Origin of the sequence: Rhodoferax saidenbachensis (assembly GCF_001955715.1) — a bacterium.
Lineage (GTDB): Bacteria > Pseudomonadota > Gammaproteobacteria > Burkholderiales > Burkholderiaceae_C > Allorhodoferax > Allorhodoferax saidenbachensis.
The window spans coordinates 2,849,412-2,875,441 of record NZ_CP019239.1; the positions used below are offsets into that span (position 1 = coordinate 2,849,412).

Annotated in this window: 27 protein-coding genes and 1 pseudogene; 17 read left to right on the plus strand and 11 right to left on the minus strand. The window is 61.1% G+C overall.

The annotated features are described in order from the left end of the window. The first annotated feature begins 40 nt into the window (after positions 1-40). Entirely contained in the window at positions 41-574 is a 534-nt protein-coding gene (locus tag RS694_RS13545; RefSeq protein WP_029708643.1) for an FKBP-type peptidyl-prolyl cis-trans isomerase, read from the plus strand. Positions 575-647: 73 nt separating this feature from the next. On the opposite strand, the gene dut is transcribed toward RS694_RS13545, so the two are convergent. Both dut and coaBC read right to left on the minus strand, forming a co-directional pair. After that, on the minus strand, positions 648-1,094 hold the full coding sequence (gene dut, locus RS694_RS13550; RefSeq protein ID WP_029708642.1) for a dUTP diphosphatase: 447 nt from the start codon (positions 1,092-1,094) through the stop codon (positions 648-650). 77 nt (positions 1,095-1,171) lie between these two features. After that, complete coding sequence (coaBC, locus tag RS694_RS13555) at positions 1,172-2,383, minus strand: bifunctional phosphopantothenoylcysteine decarboxylase/phosphopantothenate--cysteine ligase CoaBC (protein WP_029708641.1); 1,212 nt, start codon at positions 2,381-2,383, stop codon at positions 1,172-1,174. Positions 2,384-2,501: 118 nt separating this feature from the next. On the opposite strand from coaBC, the gene RS694_RS13560 reads away from it, so the two are divergent. The 5 genes from RS694_RS13560 (at position 2,502) to RS694_RS13580 (ending at position 7,394) form a co-directional block, all read left to right on the plus strand. Beyond that, complete coding sequence (locus RS694_RS13560; protein ID WP_029708640.1) at positions 2,502-4,169, plus strand: CTP synthase; 1,668 nt, start codon at positions 2,502-2,504, stop codon at positions 4,167-4,169. Positions 4,170-4,254: 85 nt separating this feature from the next. Then, positions 4,255-5,109: a 3-deoxy-8-phosphooctulonate synthase gene (gene kdsA, locus RS694_RS13565; RefSeq protein WP_029708638.1), complete on the plus strand. Its 855-nt coding sequence runs from the start codon at positions 4,255-4,257 to the stop codon at positions 5,107-5,109. Positions 5,110-5,161: 52 nt separating this feature from the next. Next, complete coding sequence (eno, locus tag RS694_RS13570) at positions 5,162-6,445, plus strand: phosphopyruvate hydratase (RefSeq protein ID WP_029708637.1); 1,284 nt, start codon at positions 5,162-5,164, stop codon at positions 6,443-6,445. A 14-nt stretch (positions 6,446-6,459) separates the two neighbouring features. Beyond that, a complete protein-coding gene (locus RS694_RS13575; RefSeq protein WP_029708636.1) occupies positions 6,460-6,735 on the plus strand; it encodes a septum formation initiator family protein in 276 nt (91 codons plus the stop codon). Beyond that, positions 6,732-7,394 carry an AAA family ATPase gene (locus RS694_RS13580; protein ID WP_241464102.1) on the plus strand — a complete coding sequence of 221 codons (663 nt, stop codon included), beginning with the start codon at positions 6,732-6,734 and terminating at the stop codon, positions 7,392-7,394. Before RS694_RS13575 ends, RS694_RS13580 begins: the two co-directional genes overlap by 4 nt. On the opposite strand, the gene hslO is transcribed toward RS694_RS13580, so the two are convergent. Both hslO and RS694_RS13590 read right to left on the minus strand, forming a co-directional pair. Then, positions 7,380-8,369, minus strand: coding sequence for an Hsp33 family molecular chaperone HslO (gene hslO / locus RS694_RS13585; protein WP_029708634.1), 990 nt, complete (start codon positions 8,367-8,369; stop codon positions 7,380-7,382). The two genes, RS694_RS13580 and hslO, sit on opposite strands and share 15 nt — an antisense overlap. A gap of 7 nt (positions 8,370-8,376) precedes the next feature. Next, positions 8,377-8,901 (minus strand): gamma carbonic anhydrase family protein, encoded by a 525-nt coding sequence (locus RS694_RS13590; RefSeq protein WP_029708633.1) that lies wholly within the window; start codon positions 8,899-8,901, stop codon positions 8,377-8,379. Positions 8,902-8,939: 38 nt separating this feature from the next. Between RS694_RS13590 and RS694_RS13595 the strand changes: the two genes are divergently transcribed. Together RS694_RS13595 and RS694_RS13600 are read left to right on the plus strand one after the other, a co-directional pair. Continuing rightward, positions 8,940-9,734: a ferritin-like domain-containing protein gene (locus tag RS694_RS13595; RefSeq protein ID WP_029708632.1), complete on the plus strand. Its 795-nt coding sequence runs from the start codon at positions 8,940-8,942 to the stop codon at positions 9,732-9,734. Between the two features lie 26 nt (positions 9,735-9,760). After that, positions 9,761-11,002 (plus strand): EAL and HDOD domain-containing protein, encoded by a 1,242-nt coding sequence (locus tag RS694_RS13600; RefSeq protein ID WP_029708631.1) that lies wholly within the window; start codon positions 9,761-9,763, stop codon positions 11,000-11,002. 89 nt (positions 11,003-11,091) lie between these two features. On the opposite strand, the gene xerD is transcribed toward RS694_RS13600, so the two are convergent. Together xerD and RS694_RS13610 are read right to left on the minus strand one after the other, a co-directional pair. Continuing rightward, positions 11,092-11,994, minus strand: a complete 903-nt coding sequence (gene xerD / locus RS694_RS13605) for a site-specific tyrosine recombinase XerD (RefSeq protein WP_029708630.1) — start codon at positions 11,992-11,994, stop codon at positions 11,092-11,094. Continuing rightward, positions 11,991-12,953, minus strand: coding sequence for a tripartite tricarboxylate transporter substrate binding protein BugE (locus tag RS694_RS13610; protein ID WP_029708629.1), 963 nt, complete (start codon positions 12,951-12,953; stop codon positions 11,991-11,993). Before RS694_RS13610 ends, xerD begins: the two co-directional genes overlap by 4 nt. Positions 12,954-13,065: 112 nt before the next feature. Between RS694_RS13610 and RS694_RS13615 the strand changes: the two genes are divergently transcribed. Then, a complete protein-coding gene (locus RS694_RS13615) occupies positions 13,066-13,977 on the plus strand; it encodes an AEC family transporter (protein ID WP_029708628.1) in 912 nt (303 codons plus the stop codon). On the opposite strand, the gene RS694_RS13620 is transcribed toward RS694_RS13615, so the two are convergent. Together RS694_RS13620 and queG are read right to left on the minus strand one after the other, a co-directional pair. Continuing rightward, positions 13,974-14,780 (minus strand): cysteine hydrolase family protein, encoded by an 807-nt coding sequence (locus tag RS694_RS13620; RefSeq protein ID WP_051391987.1) that lies wholly within the window; start codon positions 14,778-14,780, stop codon positions 13,974-13,976. The genes RS694_RS13615 and RS694_RS13620 overlap by 4 nt on opposite strands. A 10-nt stretch (positions 14,781-14,790) precedes the next feature. After that, positions 14,791-15,903, minus strand: a complete 1,113-nt coding sequence (queG, locus tag RS694_RS13625; protein WP_051391997.1) for a tRNA epoxyqueuosine(34) reductase QueG — start codon at positions 15,901-15,903, stop codon at positions 14,791-14,793. A 33-nt stretch (positions 15,904-15,936) separates the two neighbouring features. Here queG and tsaE point away from each other — a divergent pair, with 33 nt between their 5' ends. After that, a complete protein-coding gene (gene tsaE, locus RS694_RS13630; RefSeq protein WP_051391986.1) occupies positions 15,937-16,425 on the plus strand; it encodes a tRNA (adenosine(37)-N6)-threonylcarbamoyltransferase complex ATPase subunit type 1 TsaE in 489 nt (162 codons plus the stop codon). After that, the gene (locus RS694_RS13635; RefSeq protein WP_029708625.1) at positions 16,422-17,798 is read left to right on the plus strand and encodes an N-acetylmuramoyl-L-alanine amidase; all 1,377 of its coding nucleotides are present in this window, start codon (positions 16,422-16,424) and stop codon (positions 17,796-17,798) included. Before tsaE ends, RS694_RS13635 begins: the two co-directional genes overlap by 4 nt. Before the next feature lie 25 nt (positions 17,799-17,823). Here the strand turns inward: RS694_RS13635 and RS694_RS13640 are convergent. Then, positions 17,824-18,982 (minus strand): annotated as a pseudogene (locus RS694_RS13640) (IS30 family transposase). Between the two features lie 201 nt (positions 18,983-19,183). Between RS694_RS13640 and RS694_RS21095 the strand changes: the two are divergent. Next, on the plus strand, positions 19,184-19,606 hold the full coding sequence (locus RS694_RS21095; protein WP_076069703.1) for a putative signal transducing protein: 423 nt from the start codon (positions 19,184-19,186) through the stop codon (positions 19,604-19,606). A 198-nt stretch (positions 19,607-19,804) separates the two neighbouring features. Then, the gene (locus tag RS694_RS13650; protein ID WP_420805948.1) at positions 19,805-20,335 is read left to right on the plus strand and encodes a GNAT family N-acetyltransferase; all 531 of its coding nucleotides are present in this window, start codon (positions 19,805-19,807) and stop codon (positions 20,333-20,335) included. A gap of 8 nt (positions 20,336-20,343) precedes the next feature. Here RS694_RS13650 and RS694_RS13655 read toward each other — a convergent pair whose 3' ends face one another. Both RS694_RS13655 and RS694_RS13660 read right to left on the minus strand, forming a co-directional pair. Then, positions 20,344-20,988, minus strand: coding sequence for a VTT domain-containing protein (locus RS694_RS13655; protein ID WP_029708622.1), 645 nt, complete (start codon positions 20,986-20,988; stop codon positions 20,344-20,346). Between the two features lie 57 nt (positions 20,989-21,045). Then, positions 21,046-21,498, minus strand: coding sequence for a hypothetical protein (locus RS694_RS13660; RefSeq protein ID WP_029708621.1), 453 nt, complete (start codon positions 21,496-21,498; stop codon positions 21,046-21,048). A gap of 220 nt (positions 21,499-21,718) precedes the next feature. Between RS694_RS13660 and RS694_RS13665 the strand changes: the two genes are divergently transcribed. The 4 genes from RS694_RS13665 to RS694_RS13680 all read left to right on the plus strand — a co-directional run bounded on the left by RS694_RS13665 (position 21,719) and on the right by RS694_RS13680 (position 25,775). Further along, positions 21,719-22,186 (plus strand): TrmO family methyltransferase domain-containing protein, encoded by a 468-nt coding sequence (locus tag RS694_RS13665; protein WP_029708620.1) that lies wholly within the window; start codon positions 21,719-21,721, stop codon positions 22,184-22,186. Between the two features lie 44 nt (positions 22,187-22,230). Continuing rightward, entirely contained in the window at positions 22,231-24,210 is a 1,980-nt protein-coding gene (gene mutL / locus RS694_RS13670) for a DNA mismatch repair endonuclease MutL (protein WP_029708619.1), read from the plus strand. Positions 24,211-24,351: 141 nt separating this feature from the next. Then, entirely contained in the window at positions 24,352-25,545 is a 1,194-nt protein-coding gene (locus RS694_RS13675) for a multidrug effflux MFS transporter (RefSeq protein ID WP_029708618.1), read from the plus strand. A 5-nt stretch (positions 25,546-25,550) separates the two neighbouring features. Continuing rightward, positions 25,551-25,775: an HNH endonuclease gene (locus RS694_RS13680; protein WP_051391985.1), complete on the plus strand. Its 225-nt coding sequence runs from the start codon at positions 25,551-25,553 to the stop codon at positions 25,773-25,775. The last annotated feature ends 255 nt before the right edge of the window (positions 25,776-26,030 follow it).

Below are 26,030 nucleotides of genomic sequence, written 5' to 3' on the forward strand. Positions count from 1 at the left end.
CTTTGGGAGGCAAAAGCCAACAAACTGCGACAATTCCGGCATGGACATTACTGAACAATGCGTGGTCGCCCTGACCTGGACGCTGAAAGACACCTTGGGCGAAGAACTGGACGTGCTGGACGAGCCGGTGGAATTTTTGATCGGCGGCCATGACCTGCTGCCCGCTATCGAAGCCGCCCTTCAAGGCCATGCGGCAGGCGCGAAGATCGAATTGCAGATCGAACCCGAACAGGCTTTTGGCGATTTCAACGACAAGCTGCTGTTTCTGGAGCCGCGCCACCTGTTCCCCCAGGATTTGCAGGAAGGCCTGACCATGGAAGGCCACGCTCTGCCCGAGGGCTGCCATCACGAGGCGCCCAAGGACGCGCTCTACACCATCACCGATATTTACCCCGAACACGTGGTGCTGGACGGCAACCATCCGCTCGCAGGCATAGCCATACGCATCAGCATGAAAGTGGAATCCGTGCGCGAAGCCACCGAAGAAGAAATCGGCCGTGGCTCCGCAGGCACCGGCTTTTTCCGCATCCAGCCCTTCCATTCAGAAGGGCCGGGCAGCGATACCCTGCACTGAGAGTTATGGATAAAAACGGCCGCTAGCCCTCATCTAGATTGCGCAAGCAGCTATCAAAAGCAGAGCAAATGGGCTAGGCTTTACCGGTCGATCCGTAGCCACCTTCACCCCGTTGCGACGCGGGGAACTCCGTCACCACATTGAACTGGGCCTGCACCACCGGCACGATCACCAGTTGCGCAATACGCTCCATAGGCTGAATGGTGAATTCCGTGGTACTGCGGTTCCAGGCGCTGACCATGAGCTGGCCCTGGTAGTCGCTGTCAATCAACCCCACCAGATTGCCCAGCACGATGCCGTGTTTGTGGCCCAGGCCGGAGCGCGGCAGGATCAGCGCTGCATAGGCCGGGTCTTCCAGGTAAATCGCCATGCCGGTGGGTACCAGTTGCCAGGCGTTGGGCGCCAGCGTCAGCGGCGCGTCCAGGCAGGCACGCAAATCCAGCCCAGCACTGCCGGGGGTGGCGTAGGTGGGCAGGTTGTCGACCAGGCGTTGGTCGATGATCTTGACGTCGATTTTCATGGAAATAAGAGTATTCAGAGTTGAAACGGGTCGCGCCGCGGCCCTCCGCTTGCACGAAGGCCAAAGCGGCGCAATGGCTATTTTTTGAGGCGGGCAGCGATCTCGGCGACGAGCAGGCGCGCCAGCGCCAGTTTGCTGTTGCGCGGAATTTCCTTCGCACCTTGGGCGTCAACCAGCAACAGTGCATTGTCATCCTGCCCAAAAGTCGCGGGGCCGATGTTACCCACCAGCAGTGGCACACCCTTGCGCGCACGTTTGGCGGTGGCATGGGCCAGCAGGTCATGGCTCTCGGCGGCAAAGCCCACGCAATACAAGGCGCCGCTTTTTGCGCGCGAAGACTGCGCAATGGTGGCAAGAATATCTGTGTTCTCCACAAAGCCCAGCGTGGGCGGTTGGCCAGAGCCGTCCTTCTTGATCTTCTGGTCTGCGGCTTGCGCCGGACGCCAGTCGGCCACGGCAGCAGTTGCTATAAATATGCTAGCTGCTTGCGCATGGTCCACGCTGGCTACAAGCATATTTTGTGCTGATTTCACATCCACACGGGTGACGCCGCGTGGCGTAGGCAGGCTCACCGGCCCGGCCACCAGCGTGACCTGCGCGCCCGCCTCTTGCGCTGCGCGGGCAATCGCAAAGCCCATCTTGCCGCTGGACAAATTGGTGATGCCACGCACCGGGTCGATGGCTTCAAAGGTAGGCCCCGCAGTGACCAGCACGTGTTGCCCCGCCAACACCTTGGGTTGAAAAAACGCCACCACGTCCTGCAGCAACTCCTGCGGCTCCAGCATGCGGCCATCGCCAGTCTCACCACAGGCCTGAAAGCCCGACCCCACACCCAGCAAATACGCACCGTCGGATTGCAGTTGCGCCAGATTGCGCTGGGTGGCCGGGTGGGCCCACATCTCGCGGTTCATGGCGGGGGCAATCAGCAAAGGCACGGTAGCGATGGGGCGGGCCAGACACATCAGGCTCAGCAAATCGTCCGCACGGCCGTGCAGCAGCTTGGCCATGAAATCCGCGCTGCACGGCGCGATCAGGATGGCGTCCGCTTCGCGGCTCAGGTTGATATGGGCCATGTTGTTTTCTTCGCGCGCGTCCCACTGCGAATCAAACACCGGCCGGTTGGAGAGCGCCTGCATGGTCACGGGCGTGATGAATTGGGCTGCGGCCTCAGTCATTACCACCTGCACCGTCGCGCCCTCCTTGATCAGCGCACGGCACAACTCGGCGGCTTTGTAACAGGCAATGCCGCCGGTGAGCCCTAAAACAATGTGTTTGCCGTTCAAGTCCATGGATTGCCTGTGATTACAAATACACACGCCAAATTGCATGGCGCTGGAAGGCCGCAATGTAGCAGACGCCTATAATCTCGCTTTACCACCTCATCGAACCTCAAGGTTCGCCCCTGACATGACCAAATTTGTCTTCGTCACCGGCGGTGTGGTGTCTTCCCTTGGCAAGGGAATCGCCTCAGCCTCCTTAGCTGCGATTCTGGAATCGCGGGGCCTGACAGTCACTCTCATCAAGCTGGATCCCTACCTCAACGTCGACCCGGGCACGATGTCGCCCCTGCAACACGGCGAGGTGTTTGTCACCGACGACGGCGCAGAAACCGACCTGGACCTGGGCCACTACGAGCGTTTCATTGAAACGCGGATGCGCAAGTCCAACAACTTCACCACCGGCCAAATCTACAAAAGCGTGCTCGACAAAGAGCGCCGCGGTGACTACCTGGGCAAGACCGTGCAGGTCATTCCCCACGTCACCAATGAAATCCAGGAATTCGTCAAACGCGGCGCGCGCTTTGGCGAACCCGACGCGGTAGACGTGGCGATTGTGGAAATCGGTGGCACCGTGGGTGACATCGAGTCCCTGCCCTTCCTCGAAGCTGTGCGCCAGATGAGCCTGAAGCTCGGCCCCAACAACAGCGCCTTTGTGCACCTGAGTTATGTGCCGTGGATCGCCGCTGCCGGCGAACTCAAGACCAAGCCGACCCAGCACACGGCCAAGCAATTGCGTGAAATTGGTATCCAGGCCGACGCATTGCTGTGCCGCGCAGACCGCCCGATTCCCGACGAAGAACGCCAGAAAATCTCGCTGTTCTCCAACGTGCCCGAGTGGGGCGTCATCTCCATGTGGGATGTGGACACCATCTACAAAGTGCCACGCATGCTGCACGAGCAAGGCCTCGATGGCCTGATCTGCGACAAGCTGCGCCTGAACACACCGCCTGCCAACCTCAAACGTTGGGATGACCTGGTGTACGAGACCGAACACCCAAGGCACCAGGTCCACATTGCCATGGTGGGCAAGTACGTTGACCTGTCCGACAGCTACAAGTCGCTCAACGAAGCCCTGCGCCACGCCGGCATGAAGAACCATGCCAAGGTGAAGATTGCTTACATCGACTCGGAAACCATCACCGCAGACAACGTCAATCAGCTCAACAAATACGACGCGGTCCTGGTACCCGGCGGCTTTGGCAAACGCGGCATTGAAGGCAAGATCAACGCCGCGCAATTTGCCCGCGAGAAAAAAGTACCCTACCTGGGCATCTGCCTGGGCATGCAGGTAGCCACCATCGAATTTGCCCGCCACGTGGCCGGCCTCAAGGAAGCCAACAGCACCGAGTTCGAGCCCGACAGCCCGAACCCGGTGATTGCGCTGATCACCGAGTGGAAAGATGCCGACGGCACGATCAAGACACGCGACAAGAACTCCGATCTGGGCGGCACCATGCGCTTGGGCGCACAAAGCTCGGATGTTGCGAAGAACACCTTGGCCCACAAGATCTATGGCGATGTCGTGACCGAACGCCACCGCCACCGTTACGAAGCCAATGTCAACTACCTGGAACGCCTGCGCACTGCAGGTCTGGTGATTTCCGCACTGACACAACGCGAACAATTGACCGAAATGGTCGAATTGCCGACGAGTGTTCATCCCTGGTTTGTGGGCGTGCAGTTCCACCCGGAATTCAAGTCCACTCCCTGGGACGGCCACCCGCTGTTCAACGCATTTATCAAGGCGGCACTGGACCACCAGGCCGAGGGTAAAAGTTTGAAGGTGGCGGCGTGATGGCCGCCGCGCCGGGCCGCCCCAAGCAAGGCTGCGCCCCCTCGGGGGGCAGCGCAGTACACGCAGTGACAAGCGTGGGGGCACTATGAAACTCTGCGGATTTGACGTCGGCCTGGAACATCGCTTCTTCCTGATCGCGGGCACCTGCTCCATCGAAGGTTTGGAGATGTCCATTGACGTAGCAGGCCAGCTCAAGGAAGCCTGCACCGCACTGGGCATCCCCTTGATCTACAAGGGCTCGTTCGACAAGGCCAACCGCTCTTCCGGCACCACCAAACGTGGTGTCGGCATAGAGGCTGGCCTCAAAATCCTCGACGAGGTGCGCCGCCAGCTCCAATTGCCCGTCCTGACCGATGTGCATGATGCATCCCACGTGGCCGAAGTTGCCAGCGTGGTGGATGTATTGCAGACACCTGCCTTCCTGTGCCGCCAGACCGACTTCATCCGCGCCGTGGCCCAAGCCGGCAAGCCTGTGAACATCAAGAAGGGCCAGTTCCTCGCGCCCTGGGACATGAAGAACGTCATCGACAAAGCCCGCGCTGCCGCTGAAGAAGTGGGGCTCTCGCCGGATCGTTTTTTGGCCTGCGAGCGTGGTGTGAGCTTTGGCTACAACAACCTCGTGGCCGATATGACCAGCCTGGCCGAGATGCGCAAGTCCGGTGCCCCCGTCGTGTTCGACGTGACCCATTCGGTACAAAAGCCCGGCGGCCAGGGTGCCACCAGCGGCGGCGCCCGCGAGATGGTTCCCGTGTTGGCCCGCGCTGGTGCGGCCGTAGGTGTGGCAGGCTTCTTCATGGAGACCCACCCCCGCCCCGCCGAAGCCTGGTCCGACGGCCCGAACGCCGTGCCACTGCATAAGATGCGTGCGCTGCTCGAAACCTTGGTGGCGCTGGATTCCGTAACCAAAAAAACCCCGTTCCTGGAAGCCGATTTCAACTGAACGGCCCCATGATGGCGGACACCCTTTTTTTGACTTGAAACGAAAGTAGCTAATGAGTGCAATTGTTGATATCGTCGGCCGCGAAATTCTGGATTCGCGCGGCAACCCCACCGTCGAATGCGACGTCCTGCTGGAGTCCGGCACCATGGGCCGCGCTGCGGTTCCCAGCGGCGCCTCTACCGGCTCCCGCGAAGCCATCGAGCTGCGTGACGGCGACAAGAAGCGTTACCTCGGCAAGGGCGTATTGAAAGCCGTTGAACATATCAACACCGAAATCTCCGAAGCCGTTCTGGGCCTGGATGCTTCCGAGCAAGCCTTCCTAGACAAGACGCTGATCGACCTAGACGGCACCGACAACAAATCCCGTCTGGGCGCCAACGCGATGCTGGCGGTATCGATGGCTGTGGCCCGCGCCGCCGCCGAAGAATCCGGCCTGCCGCTGTACCGCTACTTTGGCGGCATGTCGGCGGTGCAAATGCCCGTGCCCATGATGAACGTCATCAACGGTGGCGAGCACGCCAACAACAACCTCGATCTGCAAGAGCTGATGATCATTCCGGTCGGCGCACCGAGCTTCCGTGAAGCCCTGCGTTGGGGCGCTGAAGTGTTCCACGCGCTGAAAAAAATCCTGCACGACAAGGGCATCAGCACTGCCGTGGGCGACGAGGGCGGCTTTGCCCCCAACGTAGCGAACCACGAAGCTGCCATTCAGATGATTCTGGAAGCCATCGACAAGGCGGGCTATGTGGCCGGTGAGCAGATCGCACTGGGCCTGGACTGCGCCGCTTCCGAGTTCTACAAGGACGGCAAGTACCACCTGGAAGGCGAAGGCCTGACACTGAACGCCCAGGAATGGACTGACATCCTGGCCACCTGGGCCGACAAGTACCCCATCATCAGCATCGAAGACGGCATGGCCGAAGGCGACTGGGATGGCTGGAAGATATTGACCGACCGTCTGGGCAAGAAGGTGCAAATCGTCGGTGACGACCTGTTTGTCACCAACACCAAGATTTTGAAAGAAGGCATCGAGAAGGGCATTGCCAATTCGATTCTGATCAAGATCAACCAGATCGGCACCTTGACCGAAACCTTCGCCGCCATCGAGATGGCCAAGCGCGCGGGCTACACCGCCGTGATCAGCCACCGCTCGGGTGAAACCGAAGACTCCACCATTTCCGATATCGCTGTTGGCACCAACGCGGGCCAGATCAAGACCGGTTCGCTGAGCCGCTCGGACCGCATGGCCAAGTACAACCAGCTGCTGCGCATCGAAGAAGACTTGGGTGATGTGGCCGTGTACCCGGGCCGCGCCGCGTTTTATAACCTCCGCTAAAACAGCTGCCGCCTATGGGCCGTCGCCTCGTTCCTGTCGCCCTGGTTGCCCTGCTGCTGATCCTGCATGGGCAATTGTGGTTCGGGCGGGGCAGCGTGCCCAATGTGTCCAAACTCCAACACCAGTTGGACGAACAAAAGCGCAACAACGCCCAGGCCGCAGTGGCCAACGACCGCCTGGGCGCAGAAATCCATGACCTGCGCGAAGGTCTGGAGATCGTGGAAGAAAAAGCACGGACCGAGCTGGGCATGGTCAAGTCCAACGAAATTTACGTCCAGATCGCCAAGTGAGCACGGGGGATCGCAGGCCGCTGCGCATCGCCATCCTGGGCGCTGAAAGCACCGGCAAAACCCAGTTGGCACAGTCTCTGGTCGCGGCACTCCACAGCCAAGGGCTGGAAGCCACCTGGATTCCCGAAGCGCTGCGTGACTGGTGCGATGCCATGGGCCGCACACCACGCCAGGAAGAGCAACGGGCCATTGCACAAACCCAGGCACAACGCGTGGCCAGCGCCACCACCCCATTGGTCATTGCAGACACTTCACCGCTGATGACTGCCATCTACAGCGACCATCTGTGGGGCGACACATCGCTGTATCCGTACGCACTGGCGGAGCAGCGCGGCTACGGGCTCACCCTGCTGACCGGACTGGACCTGCAATGGGTTCCAGACGGCATTCAACGCGACAGTGCCAGTGCGCGCATGCAAGTGGATGCGCGGCTGCGCGATGTTCTGCAACACAACGCCATTGCCCACACTCTCGTGTATGGCAGCGGCGCAGAGCGTACCCAAAGCGCGCTACAGGCCGTTGAGCATGCACTACGTTTCGCAGGCTCTGCTGCAGTCCCTTCGTCAGGGTGGCACTGGAGTTGCGATACCTGCTCCGATGCCGATTGTGAACACCGCCTGTTTCGCAGGCTGTTGCCGGAGTCTTCAGTGCGGGTCTGAACCGCCGGGCACGATCTGTACCGGCGCCGTGAACAGCTGCGCTGCATCCACCGCATCAAAGCGATATTGCACACCGCAAAATTCGCAGGCCACTTCAATGTCGGCGCGCTCCGTCAAAATACTTTCGGCCTCATCGCGCCCCAGACTCACAATCATGCGCCCCACCCGCTCACGGCTGCAGGAACAGGAAAAGCGCGGCGCAGTAGCCCCCTCCAGCGGCTCAAACCGCGTGATGGGCTCTTCCCAGAACAACCTGCGCAAAATGGTTTCCACATCCAGCGTCAGCAACTCTTCGCGCTTGAGGCTGCTGGCCAGAATGGCGATGCGGTTGTAGTGCTCATTCAACCCAATCTCGTCTTCATTTTCCTTGCTGACCATGCTGCCTGACAAATTGCCGGAGCCCTGCATGGGCAGGCGCTGGATCAGCAGGCCGGCAGCCACTTTGTCATCGGCGGCCAGCACCAGCGTGGTGTCAAGCTGCTCACTCTGCAGCATGTAATGCTCCAGCACCGCGCTCACTTTCTCGATCTTGTGGCGTTTGTCATCAAACAGTGGCACCACGCCTTGGTAGGGTTGCTGCCCCGGGAACTTGGTCGTGGGGTCCAGCGTGATGGCACAACGCCCTTCGTTGCCCACATTGACCATCTGGCTCAACGTGGCCGTGTCGTTGACGTCACCCACAACGGTAGCAGTAGCCCGCAGGGCCAGATCAGACTGCACTTCCACCACGGCCAGTTTGACCGGCCCATCGCCAAAAATTTGCAGCACCAGGGCCCCATCAAACTTGATATTGGCCTGCATCAGTGCGGCCGCTGCGGTCATTTCACCCAACATATCGCGCACGGGGACCGGATAGGCGCCTGTACCGCTGTTGGACGCACGCCGGCGCAAGATTTCGGTCCAGGTGTCGGTGAGCCGCACCACCATGCCGCGCACGGGCAGGCCGTCAAAGAGAAATTTATGGAGTTCAGACATCAGTAACCTATCCCAGCTTCTTCAAGCCATTTTTAAAACGGTGCGCATTTTCTATGTAGTGCAAAGCACTTAACTTGAGCCCAGCCTGTTGCTCAGGCGTCAGCTCGCGCACCGCCTTGGCGGGGCTGCCAATGATCATGGAGCCGTCCGGAAACTCCTTGCCCTCGGTGACCAGCGAGCCGGCGCCGACAATGCAGCCCTTGCCAATCTTCGCCCCGTTGAGCACGATGGCGCCTATACCAATCAGGGAACCGTCCCCGATGGTGCAGCCATGCAGCATGACCTGGTGGCCCACGGTCACGTTCTCGCCGACCGTGAGGGGCTTGCCGATATCGGCGTGCAGCACGCTGGCGTCCTGGATGTTGGAGCCCCGCCCTATGCGGATGGTTTCCGTGTCGCCACGGAGGATGGCGCCAAACCACACACTGCTGTCTTCAGCCAGCTCCACATTGCCCATCACCTGCGCGCTGTCTGCCACCCAGGCAGACGCCGCCACACGGGGCGCGATCTGGTCGAGTTCATAAATTGCCATGTTATTTCCTGAAATTCGCTTTGCCTAGAATTGTAGGGATGGAACTCCGACAGCGCGCACTACAGGCCTTTTGCATGGCCGACCCGGCCGAGAAAGCCCAAGCCACTCAGGCCTTGTGGCAGGCCACCGCCGAAATGCCACTCGATTGCCATGCCGCCTTCCCCTCCTCCACACCGGTGGGCAAACCCGATCGACCGGAACTGGTGCATCCCCAAAATGTGCCCCGGCGCTCCCCCTTCACCGCGGAGGGACATGCCGCCCTGATCCACTCCATCGCCCACATCGAGTTCAACGCCATCAATCTGGCGCTGGATGCGATCTGGCGCTTTGCAGGCATGCCCGAGGCGTACTACCGCGACTGGCTGCAGGTCGCGCAGGAAGAGGCCAAGCACTACATGCTGCTGCAAAGCCACCTGCAAACGCTGGGCTACGACTATGGTGATTTCAGCGCCCACGAAGGGCTGTGGACCGTGAGTGAGAGCACCCGCCATGACGTCGTCGCCCGCATGGCCCTGGTACCACGCACCATGGAGGCCCGCGGACTGGACGCCACACCGCAGGTCCAGACCAAGCTGCGCAAAGTGGGCACACCCCAGGCCCTGGCCGCGGTGGATATCCTGGAAATCATCCTGCAGGAAGAAGTAGGCCATGTCGCCATTGGCAACCACTGGTACCACTGGCTGTGCCAACGCGACGGCCTCGACCCGGCCCATTTCTACGCCCAGGCTGCCGTTCAGCACGGCGCGCCCCGGCTCAAGCCCCCATTCAATATCGCCGCCCGCCGACAGGCAGGCTTCAGCGAAGCAGAAATTCAGTCCTTGCCCCCGGTCTAGAATGGTCTGAATAGCCTGTCTCCACCATGCCCGAAACCTCCTCCGTCAGCCCTCCCCCTGTATCCGGTGCGATAGCACGCCAGGCGATTCTCGACACCAGCGGCGCAGTCGTGGGTTATGAACTGTTTGACCGCTCGGTCCAGTCCAGCGCCCATACCGCGGCCAGTGATGCGCAACTGCTTTTCAATGCGCTCTCGAACGCCGACAACGACGCGCTGATCGCCAAGAAAACCCTGTTCATCAATTGCACCCATGACAGCCTCGCTGGCGGTCATCTGGACTTGGTTGCGCCCGAGCGCCTGGTGCTGGAAATACCTCCGCTGGCGATTGCCCAGGTAGACCAAATCCAGACCCGTTTGCCCAATCTGCAGGAGTTGCAGCAGCGTGGTTTCCGTCTGGCGTTTGACTACTCGGTTCTCACCCAGCCTTACGAAGCCTGGCTGCCACTGGCGTCCTTCATCAAGTTTGACCTGTCGGTCCTCAAGCCCGACACCATCAGCACCTTTGTCAAACTTGCCCAGTCCCAGTCCGCTGCGCAACTGATTGCCGACAAGGTAGAAACCGCAGCCCAATTTACGTTTGTCTCACAGCTGGGTGTGCACCTGTTCCAGGGCTACTGGTTTGCGCGCCCGGTGGTGGTCGAAGGCCAGAGCGTGCGCCCGGCGCAAGCCACCATCCTGCAACTCATCAACATGGTGCGCAAACAGGCCAGCACCAACGAAATTGAGGAAGTCCTCAAACGCGACCCCACCCTGTCGTTCAACCTGTTGCGTTTCATCAATTCGGCAGGCTTTGGCCTGCGCACCGAAGTCACGTCGTTCAAACATGCCGTCATGTTGTTGGGGCTCAAACGGTTGTTCAAGTGGGCTGCCCTGCTGATGACCACCTCGCATGCGGGTGACACGCCGTCGGCTGTAGGCACGACAGCCGTTGTGCGCGGTCGCCTGATGGAACTGCTGGCCAGCGAGGTCCTATCGCCCGAGGAATGCGACAACGCATTTGTGGTGGGCGTTTTTTCACTGCTGGACACCATGCTGGGTATGTCCATGGAGGCCGCATTGGCCACACTGACGCTGCCTGACAGCGTCACCCAGGCACTGCTTCACAACACCGGCCCGTTGGCGCCTTTCCTGGAACTCACCGTGGCCTGTGAGTCCGGTGACGATGCCACCTTTGCCCGCGCCGCCACGATGCTGGGGCTGGACAGCAACCAGATCAACTGGGCGCATCTGCAAGCCCTCACTTGGGCCGAGACACTGGAGGATTAAGCCCCCACGCTCCGCAGCTGCGCGGGTCGCTGCCCAAGGGGGCTAACTCGCCTTGGGGCGGCCAAGCGGCGAGTTGTCACGTTGCACGATTAACCTCTGGGATGGTGCTGCGCGTGCATGGCAGCCAGTCGTTCGCGGGCTACATGCGTGTAGATCGTGGTGGTGGAAATGTCCGCGTGCCCCAGCAACATTTGCACCGCGCGCAGATCGGCACCGTGGTTAAGCAAATGCGTGGCAAACGCATGGCGCAAAGTGTGCGGCGACAGGGGTGCCCGTATGCCAGCCGCCGAGGCGTGTTTCTTGACCACCATCCAGAACATCACACGTGACATGGCCGTGCCGGGGTTGGTCCCGCGCACCGTGACAAACAGGTCGTCGGTTTGTTTGCCCGCCAGCAAGCCTGCTCGTGCTCCACCCAAATACTGGCGCAGCCAGTTGCTGGCAACCTCGCCAAACGGTACCAGGCGCTCCTTGCTGCCTTTGCCCAGCACGCGCAACACGTTTTCGTTCAATCCGACATTGAAGGTCTTCAGGGTCACCAGCTCGCTGACCCGCAGGCCGCTGGCGTACATCAGCTCCAACATGGTCCGGTCGCGCAGCCCCAGGGCGGTAGACGTATCGGGTGCCGCCAGCAGGGCCTCCACCTGCGCTTCGGTCAGGGTCTTGGGCACGCGCAAGGCCTGCTTGGCGGCGTTGAGCTTCAGCGTGGGGTCTTCGGTCACCATGCCTTCGCGCAGTGCCCAACGGAAAAAGCGCCTGAATACCGTCAGGCGCCGGTTGGAGGTTGTGGCCTTGCTTGCGGCGTGCTGGGCCGCGAAATAGGCTTGGATATGGTGCTCCTGCACCGCCAGCAAATCTGTACCCTGCAGCCAGTGGGCCAACAGGGTCAGGTCGCGGCGGTAGGCCTGAAGGGTGTTTTTGGACAACCCTTCTTCCAGCCACAAGGCATCAATAAAGCTGTCGACAGAGGTGATGCTCCCCTCAGACGTCATTCGAGGCGCAAGTTGGCAGACTCCACCACTTTTTTGTACACCTCAAATTCGGCCTTGATCTGGGCCGTGAACTGCTCCGGCGTATTGCCAATCACCAGCGAACCGGTTTCTTCAATGCGCTTGCGCACGGCCGGGTCTTCCAGAACCTTGCGCACCGCAGCGTTCACCTTGTCGACAACTTCCTTGGGCAGGCCCTTGGGGCCATAAATGCCGTAGAAGGCCATGCGATTCACCTGCTCCAGCCCCACTTCCTTGAAGGTGGGCACATTGGGCAACTGCGCCAGACGCTGGGGCGCAGCCACGACGATGGGCACCAAGCGGCCGCCCTGGATGAAAGGCAGCGCTGACGGCAGGTTGTCAAAAATGATCGGAACCTGTCCTGCAACGGTGTCATTCAACGCCGGACCCGCGCCGCGGTAAGGAATATGGGTGATGAAGGTATTGGTCTGGCTCTTGTAGAGCTCGGTCTGCAAGTGACCGATGCCACCGGTGCCTGAGGTCGCGTAAGAGTACTGGCCTGGGGCTTTCTTCAGCTCTGCAATAAACCCTTTGTAATCCTTGGCCGGAAAGCTGGGGTGCACCGCAATCACATTGGGCGTGGCCGCCACATTGATGATGGGTGTGAAATCGGTCAGCGGGTTGTACGGATTCTTGGGATTGATGGCCGGGTTGGCCGCCACGGTGGATACCGTAGCCACACCCAAAGAATAGCCGTCGGGGATTGCTTTGGCGGTCTCGTTCGCACCCACGACGCCACCACCACCGGGCTTGTTCTCCACAATCACACTCTGTCCCAGCACTTTGCCCAGTGGATCTGCAATCACCCGGGCAATGATGTCCGTGGTGCCGCCCGGCGCAAACGGCACCTGCAACTTGATGATCTTGTTCGGATAACCCTGCGCCAAAGCGGCAGAGGATGCAGCAACCAAGCTGAACGCAAGCAAAACACGACGGGACATAGTCATCTCCTAGAGGATTTCGGCAATGGTACTACCGGGCACATTTCCCAGCGCTTACAAAGCCTCCCCGTGAAAACCCGAACACGAAGGCGTGGCTGCTATCCTCGGCCGGGTGAATTACGCCCAACTCCTTTTTCCCGATTTCTCGCTGATTTTGTGTGGCTACCTAGTGTGCCGCTATACCGCACTCAACCGCACGGTGTGGGAGCAGGTGGAGGCGCTGGTGTACTACTTTCTTTTTCCGGTGCTGCTTTTCCAGTCCATCGTCAAAAGCCCGCTGGACCTGCGTGCGGCGTCCAGCCTGATAGGTGCGGGCTGGACCATGGGGTTGGTGGGCATTGCCATGGCCTACTCCCTGGTGCACCTGCCCTGGCTGCGCACCCACATCAACCGCCAGGACCACGCAGCCAGTGCACAGGTCGCGTTCCGCTTCAATTCTTTCATCGGCCTGGCGCTGGCCGAACGGATCGCCGGACCACAAGGCCTGCTGCTGATTGCGGTGTTGATTGGTGTATGCGTGCCACTTTTCAATGTGGCCGCCGTGTGGCCCATGGCGCGCCACGCGCAGCGTGGCTTTGTACGAGAACTGGTGCGCAACCCGCTCATCATTGGCACGGCCGCCGGCCTGACGGCCAATCTGCTGGGGTTTTCGATTCCCGTCTGGCTGGAGCCCACCGTCACCCGTATTGGTGCCGCGTCGTTGGCCCTGGGCCTGATGGCCGCCGGGGCCGGCATGCAGTTTGGGGCCCTGGCACGCGCCAAGACGCTGGCTGTGGCGGTACTGTCCATACGCCACTTCTTTTTGCCTTTGGTGGCACTGGGACTGGCACGCGGCTTTGGGCTGACGGAGGTGCAGACCACCGTGCTGCTGGCCTTCTCGGCCCTGCCCACGGCGTCCAGTTGTTATGTGCTGGCCAACCGCATGGGCTACGACGGTTCGTATGTGGCAGGTCTGGTCACGCTGTCCACGCTGCTGGGCGTGGTCAGCCTGCCATTTGCACTGGGTGTGCTGCGCGCTCTTTAGACCGCTAGCACCGAGGCCAGCGGCATGGTCTTGAGGCCGCGCGTGCGGGCCTGCTCCAGGAACGCTTCTCCAGCCGCTTCAAAACCTGCCACCGGGCTCATGCAGTCCGTCAGCAGCACCGTTTGCCGCAGGCGCTGGGTCGGCATGTAGGCCACCATGTCATGCACGGACTCCGCCACACAATGGCTCAGCGCTTCGCCAGCCACCAGCAGGGTCTCAGCGCCCCCCGTCAGACGGTGCATCAACGACTGGTTCAACGCCGTGCGGGCATCGTCCGGGCGCGGGACCTCTGCACGAAACGCGCTGTACTGTTCAGTCATGGGGTTTAAGCCCTTGAGCACTTTTTCACAGGTGCGCCCTGTCACCAGTTCCCAATGCGCAATGCTCTGCGCCAACCCGGAATGGATGTTGTGGCCCCAGGTCCCCAGCACGCAGTGCACCGGCCAGACCAGCAGTTGGCGATGACCCGTCGCTTCGAGTTTTTGCAGATAGGCCAGGGTCTGCTGCGCGCGTGACGCATCACGGGGCCGGAAGCGACCTGCCTGGACGTCGGCAGCCGAGATGGGCGTAAAAGGCGCAACCGGCGTGCCATCGGCCTGCAGCCAGTACGTCACGCGCTCAATACCCACGCTGGCATGGGAGTCCAGTGTCACGGTCAGTGACTGCACGGCAGCCACGTTCTGGTGCAGCCACTGTGCCAGGCGGTCCATGTCTGCATTGGCACCGGGCACCGGCAGGGCCGCGCCAGCTATGTCCAGAAAATCGTTCTGGGGGTCCACCACCAACAAATCAAAAGTAGTCATGTTCGCCAATTTATTCCAACTCCGGCGCTTGCGCCATGGCCCACTGCACATGTTCGCGCACCACGGCATCCGCATGCTCCAGCCGGGTACCCAATGCCGCCAGCAGGGATTCTCGCCGAAGCGCATCGCCCCCCCCCTGGCGCAGGGCGTTGCCCAGCGCCACTGCCACATTGCGCAGCCAGCGCGCATGGCCGATGCGGCGTATCGGGCTGCCCTCGGTGCGGCGCAAAAACTCTTCTTCGGTCCAACCCAACAGCGCACCCAGTTGCTGCCCACTCAGGCCCTCGCGCGGGTCAAAGTCGGCCAGCGCGCTGCGCTGGGCAAACTTGTTCCAGGGGCAGACCAGTTGGCAGTCGTCGCAGCCATAAATGCGGTTGCCCATCAGCGGGCGCAGTTCCAGCGGAATGGGGCCCGCATGCTCAATCGTCAGGTACGAGATGCAGCGCCGCGCATCCAGGCGCTGTGGTGCAAGAATAGCCTGCGTCGGGCAGATGCTGATACAGGCATTGCAGGTGCCGCAGTGCTCCTGCACCGGGCTGCTTGTTGGCAGTGCGATATCAACATAAATTTCGCCAAGGAAAAACATGGAGCCGGCTTCGCGGTTCAGCAGCAGCGTGTGTTTGCCGCGCCAGCCCTGCCCGCTGCGCGCGGCAAGCTCGGCTTCCAGCACCGGGGCCGAGTCGGTGAACACGCGGTGGCCCAGCGGGCCGATGTGTGCTGCGATACGGTCGGTGAGTTTTTGCAGTCGGCTGCGCAAGACCTTGTGGTAGTCGCGCCCCCGGGCGTAGAGCGACACAATGCCCTCGCCCGGGCGCTCCAGCCGTGCCAGCTCTTCGCCCTGCCAATCCGTGGGCGTGGCTGCAGGCAGGTAGTCCATGCGTGCGGTGATCACGCTCAGCGTGCCGGGCACCAGCTCGGCCGGGCGCGCGCGTTTGAGGCCGTGGTTCGCCATATAGGCCATGTCACCGTGGTAACCACGCGCCAACCAGGCCAACAAACCGGGCTCCGCCGACGATAAATCCACATCGGCCACGCCAATTTGGGAGAATCCCAGTTCCCGGGCCCAGGCCTGTATTTGAGAAACCAGCTGGTTACCGTCGAATTGAGTGCTGTTGATCGTCACCTCCCCATTGTAGAAACCACCGCCCCTGCGGCGGTGCACAGCGCCGTTGGCAGCCAGGAATGGGCCGATGAACTCGCCACCCAGGTGTTTGCCAGCCGCCTCGCGGCACAGCCGGGCGTGGGCCTGGCCTTCATCGCCCTGCATGGCGACCTGGGCGCCGGCAAGACCACGCTGGTGCGCCATCTGCTGCATGCGCTGGGTGTGCAGGGCCGTATCAAAAGCCCCACCTACGCCGTGGTGGAGCCCTATGAGCTGCCCGACCTCAACATCTGGCACTTTGACTTTTACCGCTTCAACGACCCGCGCGAGTGGGAAGACGCGGGCTTTCGCGACATCTTTGCCAGCCCCGGCCTCAAGCTGGCCGAGTGGCCCGAAAAAGCCGCCGCCATGTTGCCCACCGCAGACCTCGACGTGCACATCCAAACCGCCGCCGACGCAACCCGCCTGGTCACGCTCACCGCGCACACCCCGCTGGGCGTGGATCTGCTGCAGGGCATTGCGGCCCATGGAGCCCCGGTTTGAAGCGCCGCGACCTGCTCCAGCAAGGCAGCATCGTGCTGGTATTGGGCCTGCCCGAGCTGGTGCTCTCCGCAGACGGCCCCAACATCGTCACGGTGCGGGTGTGGCCCGCGCCCGAATACTCCCGCGTGACCATCGAGTCCGACGCCGCGCTCAAGACCAAACAAACCTTTGTACCCAGCCCACCCCGGCTGGCGGTGGACATTGAGGGCATCACGCTGAATCCAGCGCTCAAGGAACTGGTCGCCAAGGTCAAGGCCGACGACCCCAACATCGCCGGCATCCGCGTGGGCCAGTTCACCCCCAGCATCGTGCGCCTCGTGGTCGACCTCAAGCAAGCGATACGCCCCCAGGTGTTCTCACTCGCGCCGGTGGCGGCCTACCAACACCGGCTGGTGTTTGACCTGTACCCCGAAAAAGAAGCAGACCCGCTGGAAGCATTGATTGCCGAGCGACTGCAGGACAAGCCATCCGCAACCCCCGCCCCCACTGCAGCGGCGTCCGCCGCGCGGCCTGCGGGTGACCCGCTGGGCGACCTGATTGCCCAGCAGACCCAGAAAACGCCATCGCCCGCCAAGCCCAAGCCCGACCCCAAATCCGCTACGAATTCGATAGCTGGTGGCGCAACATCCACGGGGGCTGAGGCTACAGAACGCTTGATTATTGTGGCGCTGGACCCGGGCCATGGCGGTGAAGACCCGGGTGCTGTAGGCCCCGGCGGCACGCGTGAGAAAGACGTGGTGCTCAAGCTGGCCCACCTGCTACGCGAACGCATCAACAACGCCACCGTCAACGGCAACGCCATGCGTGCCTACCTCACGCGCGATGCCGACTTCTTTGTCCCGCTGGGCACCCGCGTGCAAAAGGCCCGCCGCGTACAGGCCGACCTGTTTGTTAGTCTGCATGCCGACGCTTTTTTTACGCCTGACCCACAGGGCGCCAGCGTGTTTGCGCTGAGCCAAGGCGGCGCATCCAGCAGCGCGGCGCGCTGGATGGCGGCCAAGGAAAACAAGGCGGATTTGATTGGTGGCCTCAACGTCAAGGCCAAGGATGCAACGGTTCAGCGTGCCCTTTTAGACATGAGCACCACGGCCCAGATCAACGACAGCCTCAAGCTCGGCAAAAACCTGCTCGGTGAAATCGGCCGCGTCGGCAAGCTGCACAAGGCCAAGGTCGAGCAAGCCTCGTTTGCGGTGCTCAAGGCCCCCGATATTCCCAGCGTGCTGGTGGAAGCCGCCTTCATCAGCAACCCGTCGGAAGAAGCCAAGCTCAACAGCGACGTTTACCAGAACCAGTTGGCCGATGCGCTGATGCGTGGCATTGAGGCGTATTTTGCGAAAAATCCGCCACTGGCGCGGAATCGGACGACGAGTTAGCGGGTGGCTGCTTTGCGGGGCGGATTCAACCGGTCGATGCAACAAGTTGGCTGAATCGTTCAGCAGGCGTTTCATAGTCTAGTGTCATCCGTGGACGCTCGTTAAGCCTTCTCGCCACCGCATTGAGTTGGGCCTGTGAGTATCCAGATATGTCTACTCCCTTGGGGAAGTACTGTCTCAGCAGACCGTTCGTATTCTCATTGCTCCCACGCTGCCAAGGGCTGCGGGGATCACAGAAGTAAACACTGATGTCTGTGGCCAAGGTGAAGCGCTTGTGGCCTGCCATCTCCTTGCCACGATCCCAGGTCAATGACTTGTACAGCTCATGGGGCAACTTGCGCGCATGCTTGATCAGTGCATTGACGACCGTCTCAGTATCTTTGCTGGCAACCTTCACCAGCATTACGTAGCGGGTCTGCCGCTCAACCAGTGTCGCAATCTGGGTGTTGATACTTCCAAAGAGCAAGTCACCTTCCCAATGGCCTGGCACGGCCCGGTCTTCCACCGAAGCTGGACGCTCGCTGATGGACACCGTGTCTGTGATCTTGCCGTGGTTGTCTGTCTTCTGGGTGTGGTGGCGCGAACGGCGCATGGCCCGGGTGCGTCTCAAATGCTGCAGTAGCTCCTTGTTCAAGGCGCCACGGGCTTGAATAAAGAGGCTGCGGTAGATGGTTTCGTGTGACACGTGGTAGTTCCCGTCGCACGGATAAGTATGCTTCAACCATCCTGCGATCTGCTGCGGTGCCCACTGCCGCTGGAGCTTGCCTGCCACGATGTGGGCCAGGCTTGGGTTCTGAACCAACTTGCAGCGCTTGGGGCGGTGCGCTCTGTCCCAGGCGGCCTGGTCAGCTTGGGTTGCTCGGTAGCCGCTTTGACCGCCGTTGCGCAATATCTCTCTGCTGACGGTTGATGGCGCTCGCCCAAGCCGGGAGGCAATTGAGCGGATCGACTGCCCTGTCACCAGTGCGCGTGATATCTCTTCCCGCTCGGCCAAGCTCAGCACTAGCGCAGAGCGGCTACGCTGTGGTGGGCATATTCCACCAGTCTCAGCGAGGATACGATTGACGGATGAGTGGTTACGGTTAAACAACTGCGCAATCTGCTGCAGATTCACCTTTCTTCCAGCGTTCCCACATCAAAGCCTTCTGGCTTTCCGTGTAGTAAATCCTTGTTCTGTATTTCATTGGCAACACTCCTTCTGCTCACGCAGGTTTTAGTGTGTTGCATCGACCGGTTGAATCCGCCGGCGGAAGCGGACGCTCAAAAAATCACCCGAATGGGGGATGGTCAAGCTGGTTCCGAGGCGTGAGAATCGTGAATTCTGTGGCCCATCCCGTCTAATATGTTCCGAAACCACTCGATACATTATTCGTTAGGGCTCAATCGTGGACCAAGTCATTGCATTCAGCGTAATCGAGACACACACAAGTCCGTGGCATGCGCACATTGGGAGAGCACTGCTTGAGTCCGAAGGCATACCTGCATTTCTGGGCAGTGAGCACATAGTCAGCGCTTGGTGGCCTATGTCTCGTGTTTTTGGTGGAGTGCGTTTGCTTGTTCGTCGTGAGGACGTTGCGCATGCACAAAGCATCCTTGCGCTGCGCGACCAGGGTCACTTGGAGGCTGCGTTAGTCGAAGAATTCCCGCCGGAGTTGCGGCGCTGCGCTTCTTGCGGTTCCGAAGAGTTCTTTGAGCGCCGCAACTGGCCGGCAATTGCTCTTGCATTCGTTCTGCTGCTCGTGTGCAGGGCAATCTTTCCTCCGGCGAAATACATAAAGTGCAAGTTGTGTGGCGAGCGTGGGCAGTGAGATATAACCTATCCGTCAACCCGGACTCCCACGGGCGTCCGCTTCCTCCGGGCGCACCTAGTGGTCGCCGGTTACTTTTACGTTACGACTGCTTCTGAGCGCAACGGATTTCTGCATTCAGTCTGTAGACGCCTCGGCTCTGCGGCGAAACCGGACTTTCCGCTACAAAATTCAGTTTGATACTGGTTTCAATGAACTTTGCGCACATTATTCGTTAGGGGGCCAAGAATTACCAAGCCAATCATTCGACGCTACGAACCGGAAGACTGGTCACGCCTATGGCCTCTTCTCCACTCCACATTCGCGGCTGGTGATACCTATGCATTTGCGCCAGACAGTACAGAGGCCGAGATTAAAAAGGTATGGATTGAAGCGCCGCTCGCCACCTACGTCGTCTTCGCGGACGATGGTTCATTGCTCGGTACCTACAAACTGCAATCGAATCAACCCGGTCTAGGCTCGCATGTCAGCAACTGCGGATACGTCGTCGCAGCCAACGCGCGAGGTCAAGGTATCGCATCAACGATGTGCGAACACTCCCAGGCCGAGGCGATCAGACTTGGATTTAAAGCAATGCAGTTCAACTTGGTTGTTTCAACCAACGAAGTGGCAGTTCGCCTCTGGAAGAAGCATGGCTTTGCCATCGTCGGCACCCTGCCCGGCGCGTTTCAACACAAAGTTAAAGGCTACGTCGATGCCTATGTCATGTTCAAACCGCTGGCCGCATAACACGTCCCTCAAGCAGACGTCTTGAACCGGCTCCCCAGCGCCCCAAACACAATCACCAGCCCCGGAATCAAAATCATCGCCCAGATGATCTTGTCGAGGTTGTGTTTGACCCAGGGGAAGCTGCCGAGGAAGTAACCGGCGGTACAAACGCCGACCACCCACAACACGGCGCCCACGATATTGAACAGCGTGAACCTGGTGCGGCCCATCTCTGCCACGCCACCGACAAACGGCACGAAGGTGCGCAAGAACGGCATGAAGCGGGCGGCAATGATGGTGAAGCCGCCGTAGGTTTCGTAGAAGGCGTGGGCCTTGTCAAACGCCGCCTTGTTGAAGAAGCGGGAATGCTCCCAGCGAAACACCTTGGGGCCAAAGTAGCGGCCTATGGAGTAATTGCACTGGTCGCCCAGAATGGCAGCCACCAGCAGCACAGGCACGGCCATCGAAAAACTCATGAGCCCTGCACCACACATGGTGCCCACCACAAACAGCAGCGAATCCCCGGGCAGGAAAGGCATGACCACCACGCCGGTTTCGACAAAGATGATCAGGAACAGGAGTGCGTAGACCCACCAGCCGTAGTTCTGCACAAACACCTCAAGGTATTTGTCCACATGCAAGATGAAATCGAAGAGCGCCATGATGAGATCCATGGCGCGGATTATCCCTGCCCCCGTGCGTACGGGTGGGATACAAAGCCCCCTATGAGGTTAGGCGAATAGATTGAAGCGCGAAACGGCTTGCTTCAGGCCACCAAACATGCCGGCCTGTGCGGAAGCTTGCCCGGCTGCCGTGCCTTCACCCGATGGAAACGATGCCTTGCCCGACTCGAAGTCACGCAGGGTGTTCACGGCGGAGGCCACAAATTGCTCGGCGGGTGTGGCGTCAGCAGGCAGTTTGGCCTTGCCAGCCAACACACCGTCGCGGCCATAGGTGCCGGCAGCCTGGGCGCGTTGCGAGCTTTCCAGATCGACGGAAACACCAGGTGCGACGGGTTTGGCGTCTACCACCGCAGGCCGGCTGGGCGCAGTGCGTGCGGTTGGGCTGGCGGAGGCAAGCGCAGTCGTGCGGTCTGCCGCGGGTGTGGGCGTATCAGCCTTGCCCGCAGGCACCTGAGGGGTGGCGGGTGGAAAAGTCAGATGGTTCAGACGTTGGATTTGCATGGCGGTCCCCTTGCGCAGTAGTGGGTGCACACAGTGTCGCCAGGGTCGACTTTTGACTAGCGCGGAAATAAAGCCCGAAAAGCAGTGCTTTTGCAGAAAAGCGTAGCTTTCACTAAAAACGCAGTTTTTAGTGAAAACTGCGTTTTTCAGACCCCAAACCCAAAACAGGCGCGCAGGCCACGATTGACGCCACCGCGCCGCTGTGCTTATCCTGCCCTCCATGCCATACACCATAGAACCCATAGGCCAAGTAAGCGCCATCCGCCCCCACGCCGAAGACGACTTCTGGGGTGGCGAAGAAGCTTGCATCACGCTAAACGCGCGCTTTGCGGCGGATGCGCTGCAGGGCATCACCGAGTTTTCCCACGTGGAAGTGCTGTACCTGTTCCACGCTGTGGACGAAGCAAAAATAGTCAGCGGCGCACGCCACCCGCGCAACAACCCCGACTGGCCCGCCGTGGGCATCTTTGCCCAGCGCGGCAAAAACCGCCACAACCGGCTGGGCAGCACCATCTGCCGCGTGCTGCGCTGCGAAGGCACCCAACTCTACGTGGCCGAGCTGGACGCCATCGACGGCACACCGGTCATAGACCTCAAGCCCGTCATGGCTGAATTTTTGCCGCGCACGGAAGTTCAGCAGCCCGCGTGGTCGCACGCACTGATGCGCGAATACTGGCTGCACAAATAGCCTCACAGCCCAAACGCCGACAGGGCCCCGCCTAAAATGCCGGGGTGAACGCGCCTTTGTCCTCCCCTCCCCGCCGCCCCATCCGCGAACTGCCCGACGAACTGATCAGCCAGATTGCCGCTGGCGAGGTGGTGGAACGCCCGGCCAGCGTGGTGCGCGAGCTGGTGGACAACGCGCTGGACGCGGGTGCCACCCAGGTCACGCTGCGGCTGCTGGCTGGCGGCGTGCGCCTGATCAGCGTAGAAGACGACGGCCAGGGCATCCTGCGCGACGAACTACCCATTGCCTTCAAACGCCACGCCACCAGCAAGATCGGCAACCTGCGTGATCTGGAGTCGGTGGCCACCATGGGTTTCCGTGGCGAGGCACTGGCCGCTATTAATTCCATAGCTGATTGCGCAATCCTGTCGCGGGCTAGCGGCATAAACGATGCCTATTTGCTCGATGGCCGCACCGGTGAACTCAAACCCGTGGCGCGCAGCCAGGGCACCACGGTCGAGGTCAAAGAGCTGTTCTTCAGCACCCCGGCACGCCGTAAATTCCTCAAAACCGACGCCACCGAGCTGGCCCACTGCATAGAAGCCGTGCGCCGCCACGCGCTGGCCCGCCCGGACGTGGGTTTTGCCATCTGGCACGAGGGCAAGCTGATTGAGCAATGGCGCCGCTGTGAGCAGACGGACCCACTGGCCGCACTGGACCAGCGCTTGTCAGACGTGCTAGGCCCCGAGTTTCTGGCGCAAAGCATCCGTGTGGACTGGCACAGCCGCCAGACCAGTGAATTCAGCAGCGTGCCCCTGCGCGTCTGGGGCCGCGTGGGTGTGCCCGACGCCGCCCGCTCGCGCGCCGACCAGCAGTTCTGCTACGTCAACGGCCGTTTTGTGCGCGACAAGGTGCTGACCCACGCCGCGCGCAGCGCGTACGAGGACGTGTTGCATGGCCACCGCCAGCCGGTGTATGCGCTGTACCTGAGCATGGACCCGGCGCGTGTGGACGTGAACGTGCACCCCACCAAGATCGAAGTACGCTTTCGCGACAGCCGCGAGGTGCACCAGGCCGTGCGCCACGCCGCAGAAGATGTGCTGGCCGCTCCGCGCGCCGGTACAGCGGCAGGTGCGGCAGACGGGCATGCAGTAGCCCCATCGCTGCTTTCCGCTGGAAATTTTGTGCCAGGACTTGGGGTTTTGCCAAAAGTGCCTGTAGCCCCCATGTACTCTGCGCAACCAGCTATCAAATTTGAAGCAGATGGCGGACTGGTGGGTCACCGAGTCAGCGATGTAGGGGCCCTGTGGCAGCCTTCTTCGGCGCAGGCCGCATCCAACTTCCCCGTTCGGGCTGAGCCTGTCGAAGCATCCACCAGCCCTTCGACAAGCTCAGGGCGAGCGGCATCTGGAACGGATAACACTCCCCTGCCTCAAGGCGACTGGCCCCTGGGCCGCGCCGTCGCGCAACTGCAAGGCATCTACATCCTGGCCGAAAACGCCCAGGGCCTGGTGATTGTGGACATGCACGCCGCCCACGAACGCATCGTCTACGAGCGGCTGAAAAACCAGTTGGCCCTGACGGCGCCCGATGGCACCGTGCACCCGCTGGCCAGCCAGCCACTCTTGATTCCCGCCACCTTTGCCGCCACGCCCGACGAGGTAGCCACGGCCGAGGCGCATGCCGCCACGCTGCACACGCTGGGCCTGGAGATCAGCCCGTTCTCGCCCAAGACGCTGGCCGTGCGCGCCGTACCCACCACGCTGGCGCAGGGCGACGCGGTGGAACTGGCCCGCAGCGTGCTGGCCGAACTGGCCCAGCACGACGCCAGCACCGTGATCCAGCGTGCGCAAAACGAAATCCTCGGCACCATGGCCTGCCACGGCGCGGTACGCGCCAACCGCCGGCTCACGCTTGAAGAAATGAACGCCCTGCTGCGCGACATGGAGGCCACCGAGCGCAGCGACCAATGCAACCACGGCCGCCCCACCTGGCGCCAGCTCACCATCCGCGAACTGGATGGCCTGTTTTTACGCGGACGCTAAGACGTCAATCAACAACCCCTCCCGTTCGGCCTGAGCTTGTCGAAGGCTTGTGGCACTGAGCGCTGCGCTTCGACCCTTCGACAAGCGCAGGACAGGCCAAGCTCAGCGCGAACGGATGATTTCTGAAAAAAAATGAACCCCATGAAAACCAACTTCTTCAAAACCGCCGTCGTCCTCGGCCTGATCTCCGCCATCGGGCCGTTTGCCATTGACATGTACCTGCCCGCCCTTCCCTCCATCGGGCAGACGCTGGGCGCCAGCATGGGTGCGGTGCAGGCCAGCTTGATGGCTTTCTTCATTGCGTTGGGCATTGGCCAAATGGTCTATGGCCCGTTGTCCGACATGTTCGGTCGCAAGCTGCCGCTGTACTCCAGCCTGCTGGTGTTTGGCCTGGGCAGCATCGGCTGCGCACTGGCACCCGACATCCAGACCCTGATCGTCATGCGTTTTATCCAGGGCCTGGGCGCGAGTGCCGGCATGGTCATCCCACGCGCCATCGTGCGCGACCTGCACACCGGCGTGGACGCGGCGCGGCTGATGTCCATGCTGATGCTGGTGTTCAGTGTCTCGCCCATCCTCGCACCGCTGGTCGGCAGTGTGTTGATCGAATGGAACGGCTGGCGTACGGTGTTCTGGGCCGTCACGCTGATTGCGATCTTCAGCACCGTGCTGCTGCGCACCAGCCTGCCCGAGACACGCCCACCCGAACAGCGCCTGGACAGCTCGGTACGCAGTGCGTTTGCCGCCTGGGGCGAATTGCTGCGCGACCGCCATTTCCTCGGCCTGGTGTTCATCGGTGCGTTCGGCATGGGCAGCTTCTTTGCCTACCTAGCCAACTCGCCCTTTGTGATGATTGACCACTACGGCCTGACACCGCGCCAGTACAGCATTGCCTTTGCGGTGAATGCCGCATCGTTCATTGGCGTGTCGCAGTTCACCGGCAAGTTGGCCGCGCGCTTTGGCCTGCGCAAGATGGTCAACGTGGCCGTTACCGGCTACGCGCTGGTCATGCTCTTTTTGCTGTTGCAAAACCTGGCCGGTGTGGACCGTCTGGACGTGCTGATCGTCACCATGCTGATTGGCTTTGGCTTTCTGGGCCTGGTCGTGCCTGCCACTTCGGTCTTGGCGCTGGACAACCATGGCGCCATCGCAGGCAGCGCATCGGCCCTGATGGGCACGCTGCAGTTTCTGACCGGTGCGGTGGTGATGGCCATCACAGGCCAGTTTGTGGACGGCAGCGCCCGCCCCATGGTGGTGGCCCTCACCAGCTGTGCACTGATCGCCTGGACCATCACGCGCCTCACGCTGGGCGGCAAGCAACCCGCAACGGCCTGAGAACCGTGAGCAAGCTGTCTCACACCCGCGACAAGATCTACAAAACCGTGGCACGGCAGATGCACGGCGTGGTGCCTTGCTGGGTCTGTGGTGAACATGTGCCGCCTGAGGCTTCGACGCTGGAGCACATCCAGCCGTTGAGCGAGGGTGGGAATAGCCATCTGGAGAATCTGGCGATCAGCCATGCCACCTGTAACCATCAGCGGCATCAGAAGGCGCGGTCCAGCTAAGGCTGATCTTTTTTGCTTTGATCGGGTAGTTTGTTTTTTTGGCATGTCGGGTTATGCGCCCGACAGCGCACTCACTTTTCTTGCTTCGCCAAGAAAAGTAAGCAAAAGAAGGCGAGCCGGATTCGTCGGCCCTACGCTTCGCTACGGGCACGCTGCGTTGCTCGGTTTGGGCGGGGTCTGGCTCGAACTCGCCCTGCGGGCTCAGACAATCGCCAGCCCTAATCCGCCCAAACCTGCGCTACTCGCCTCCTCATT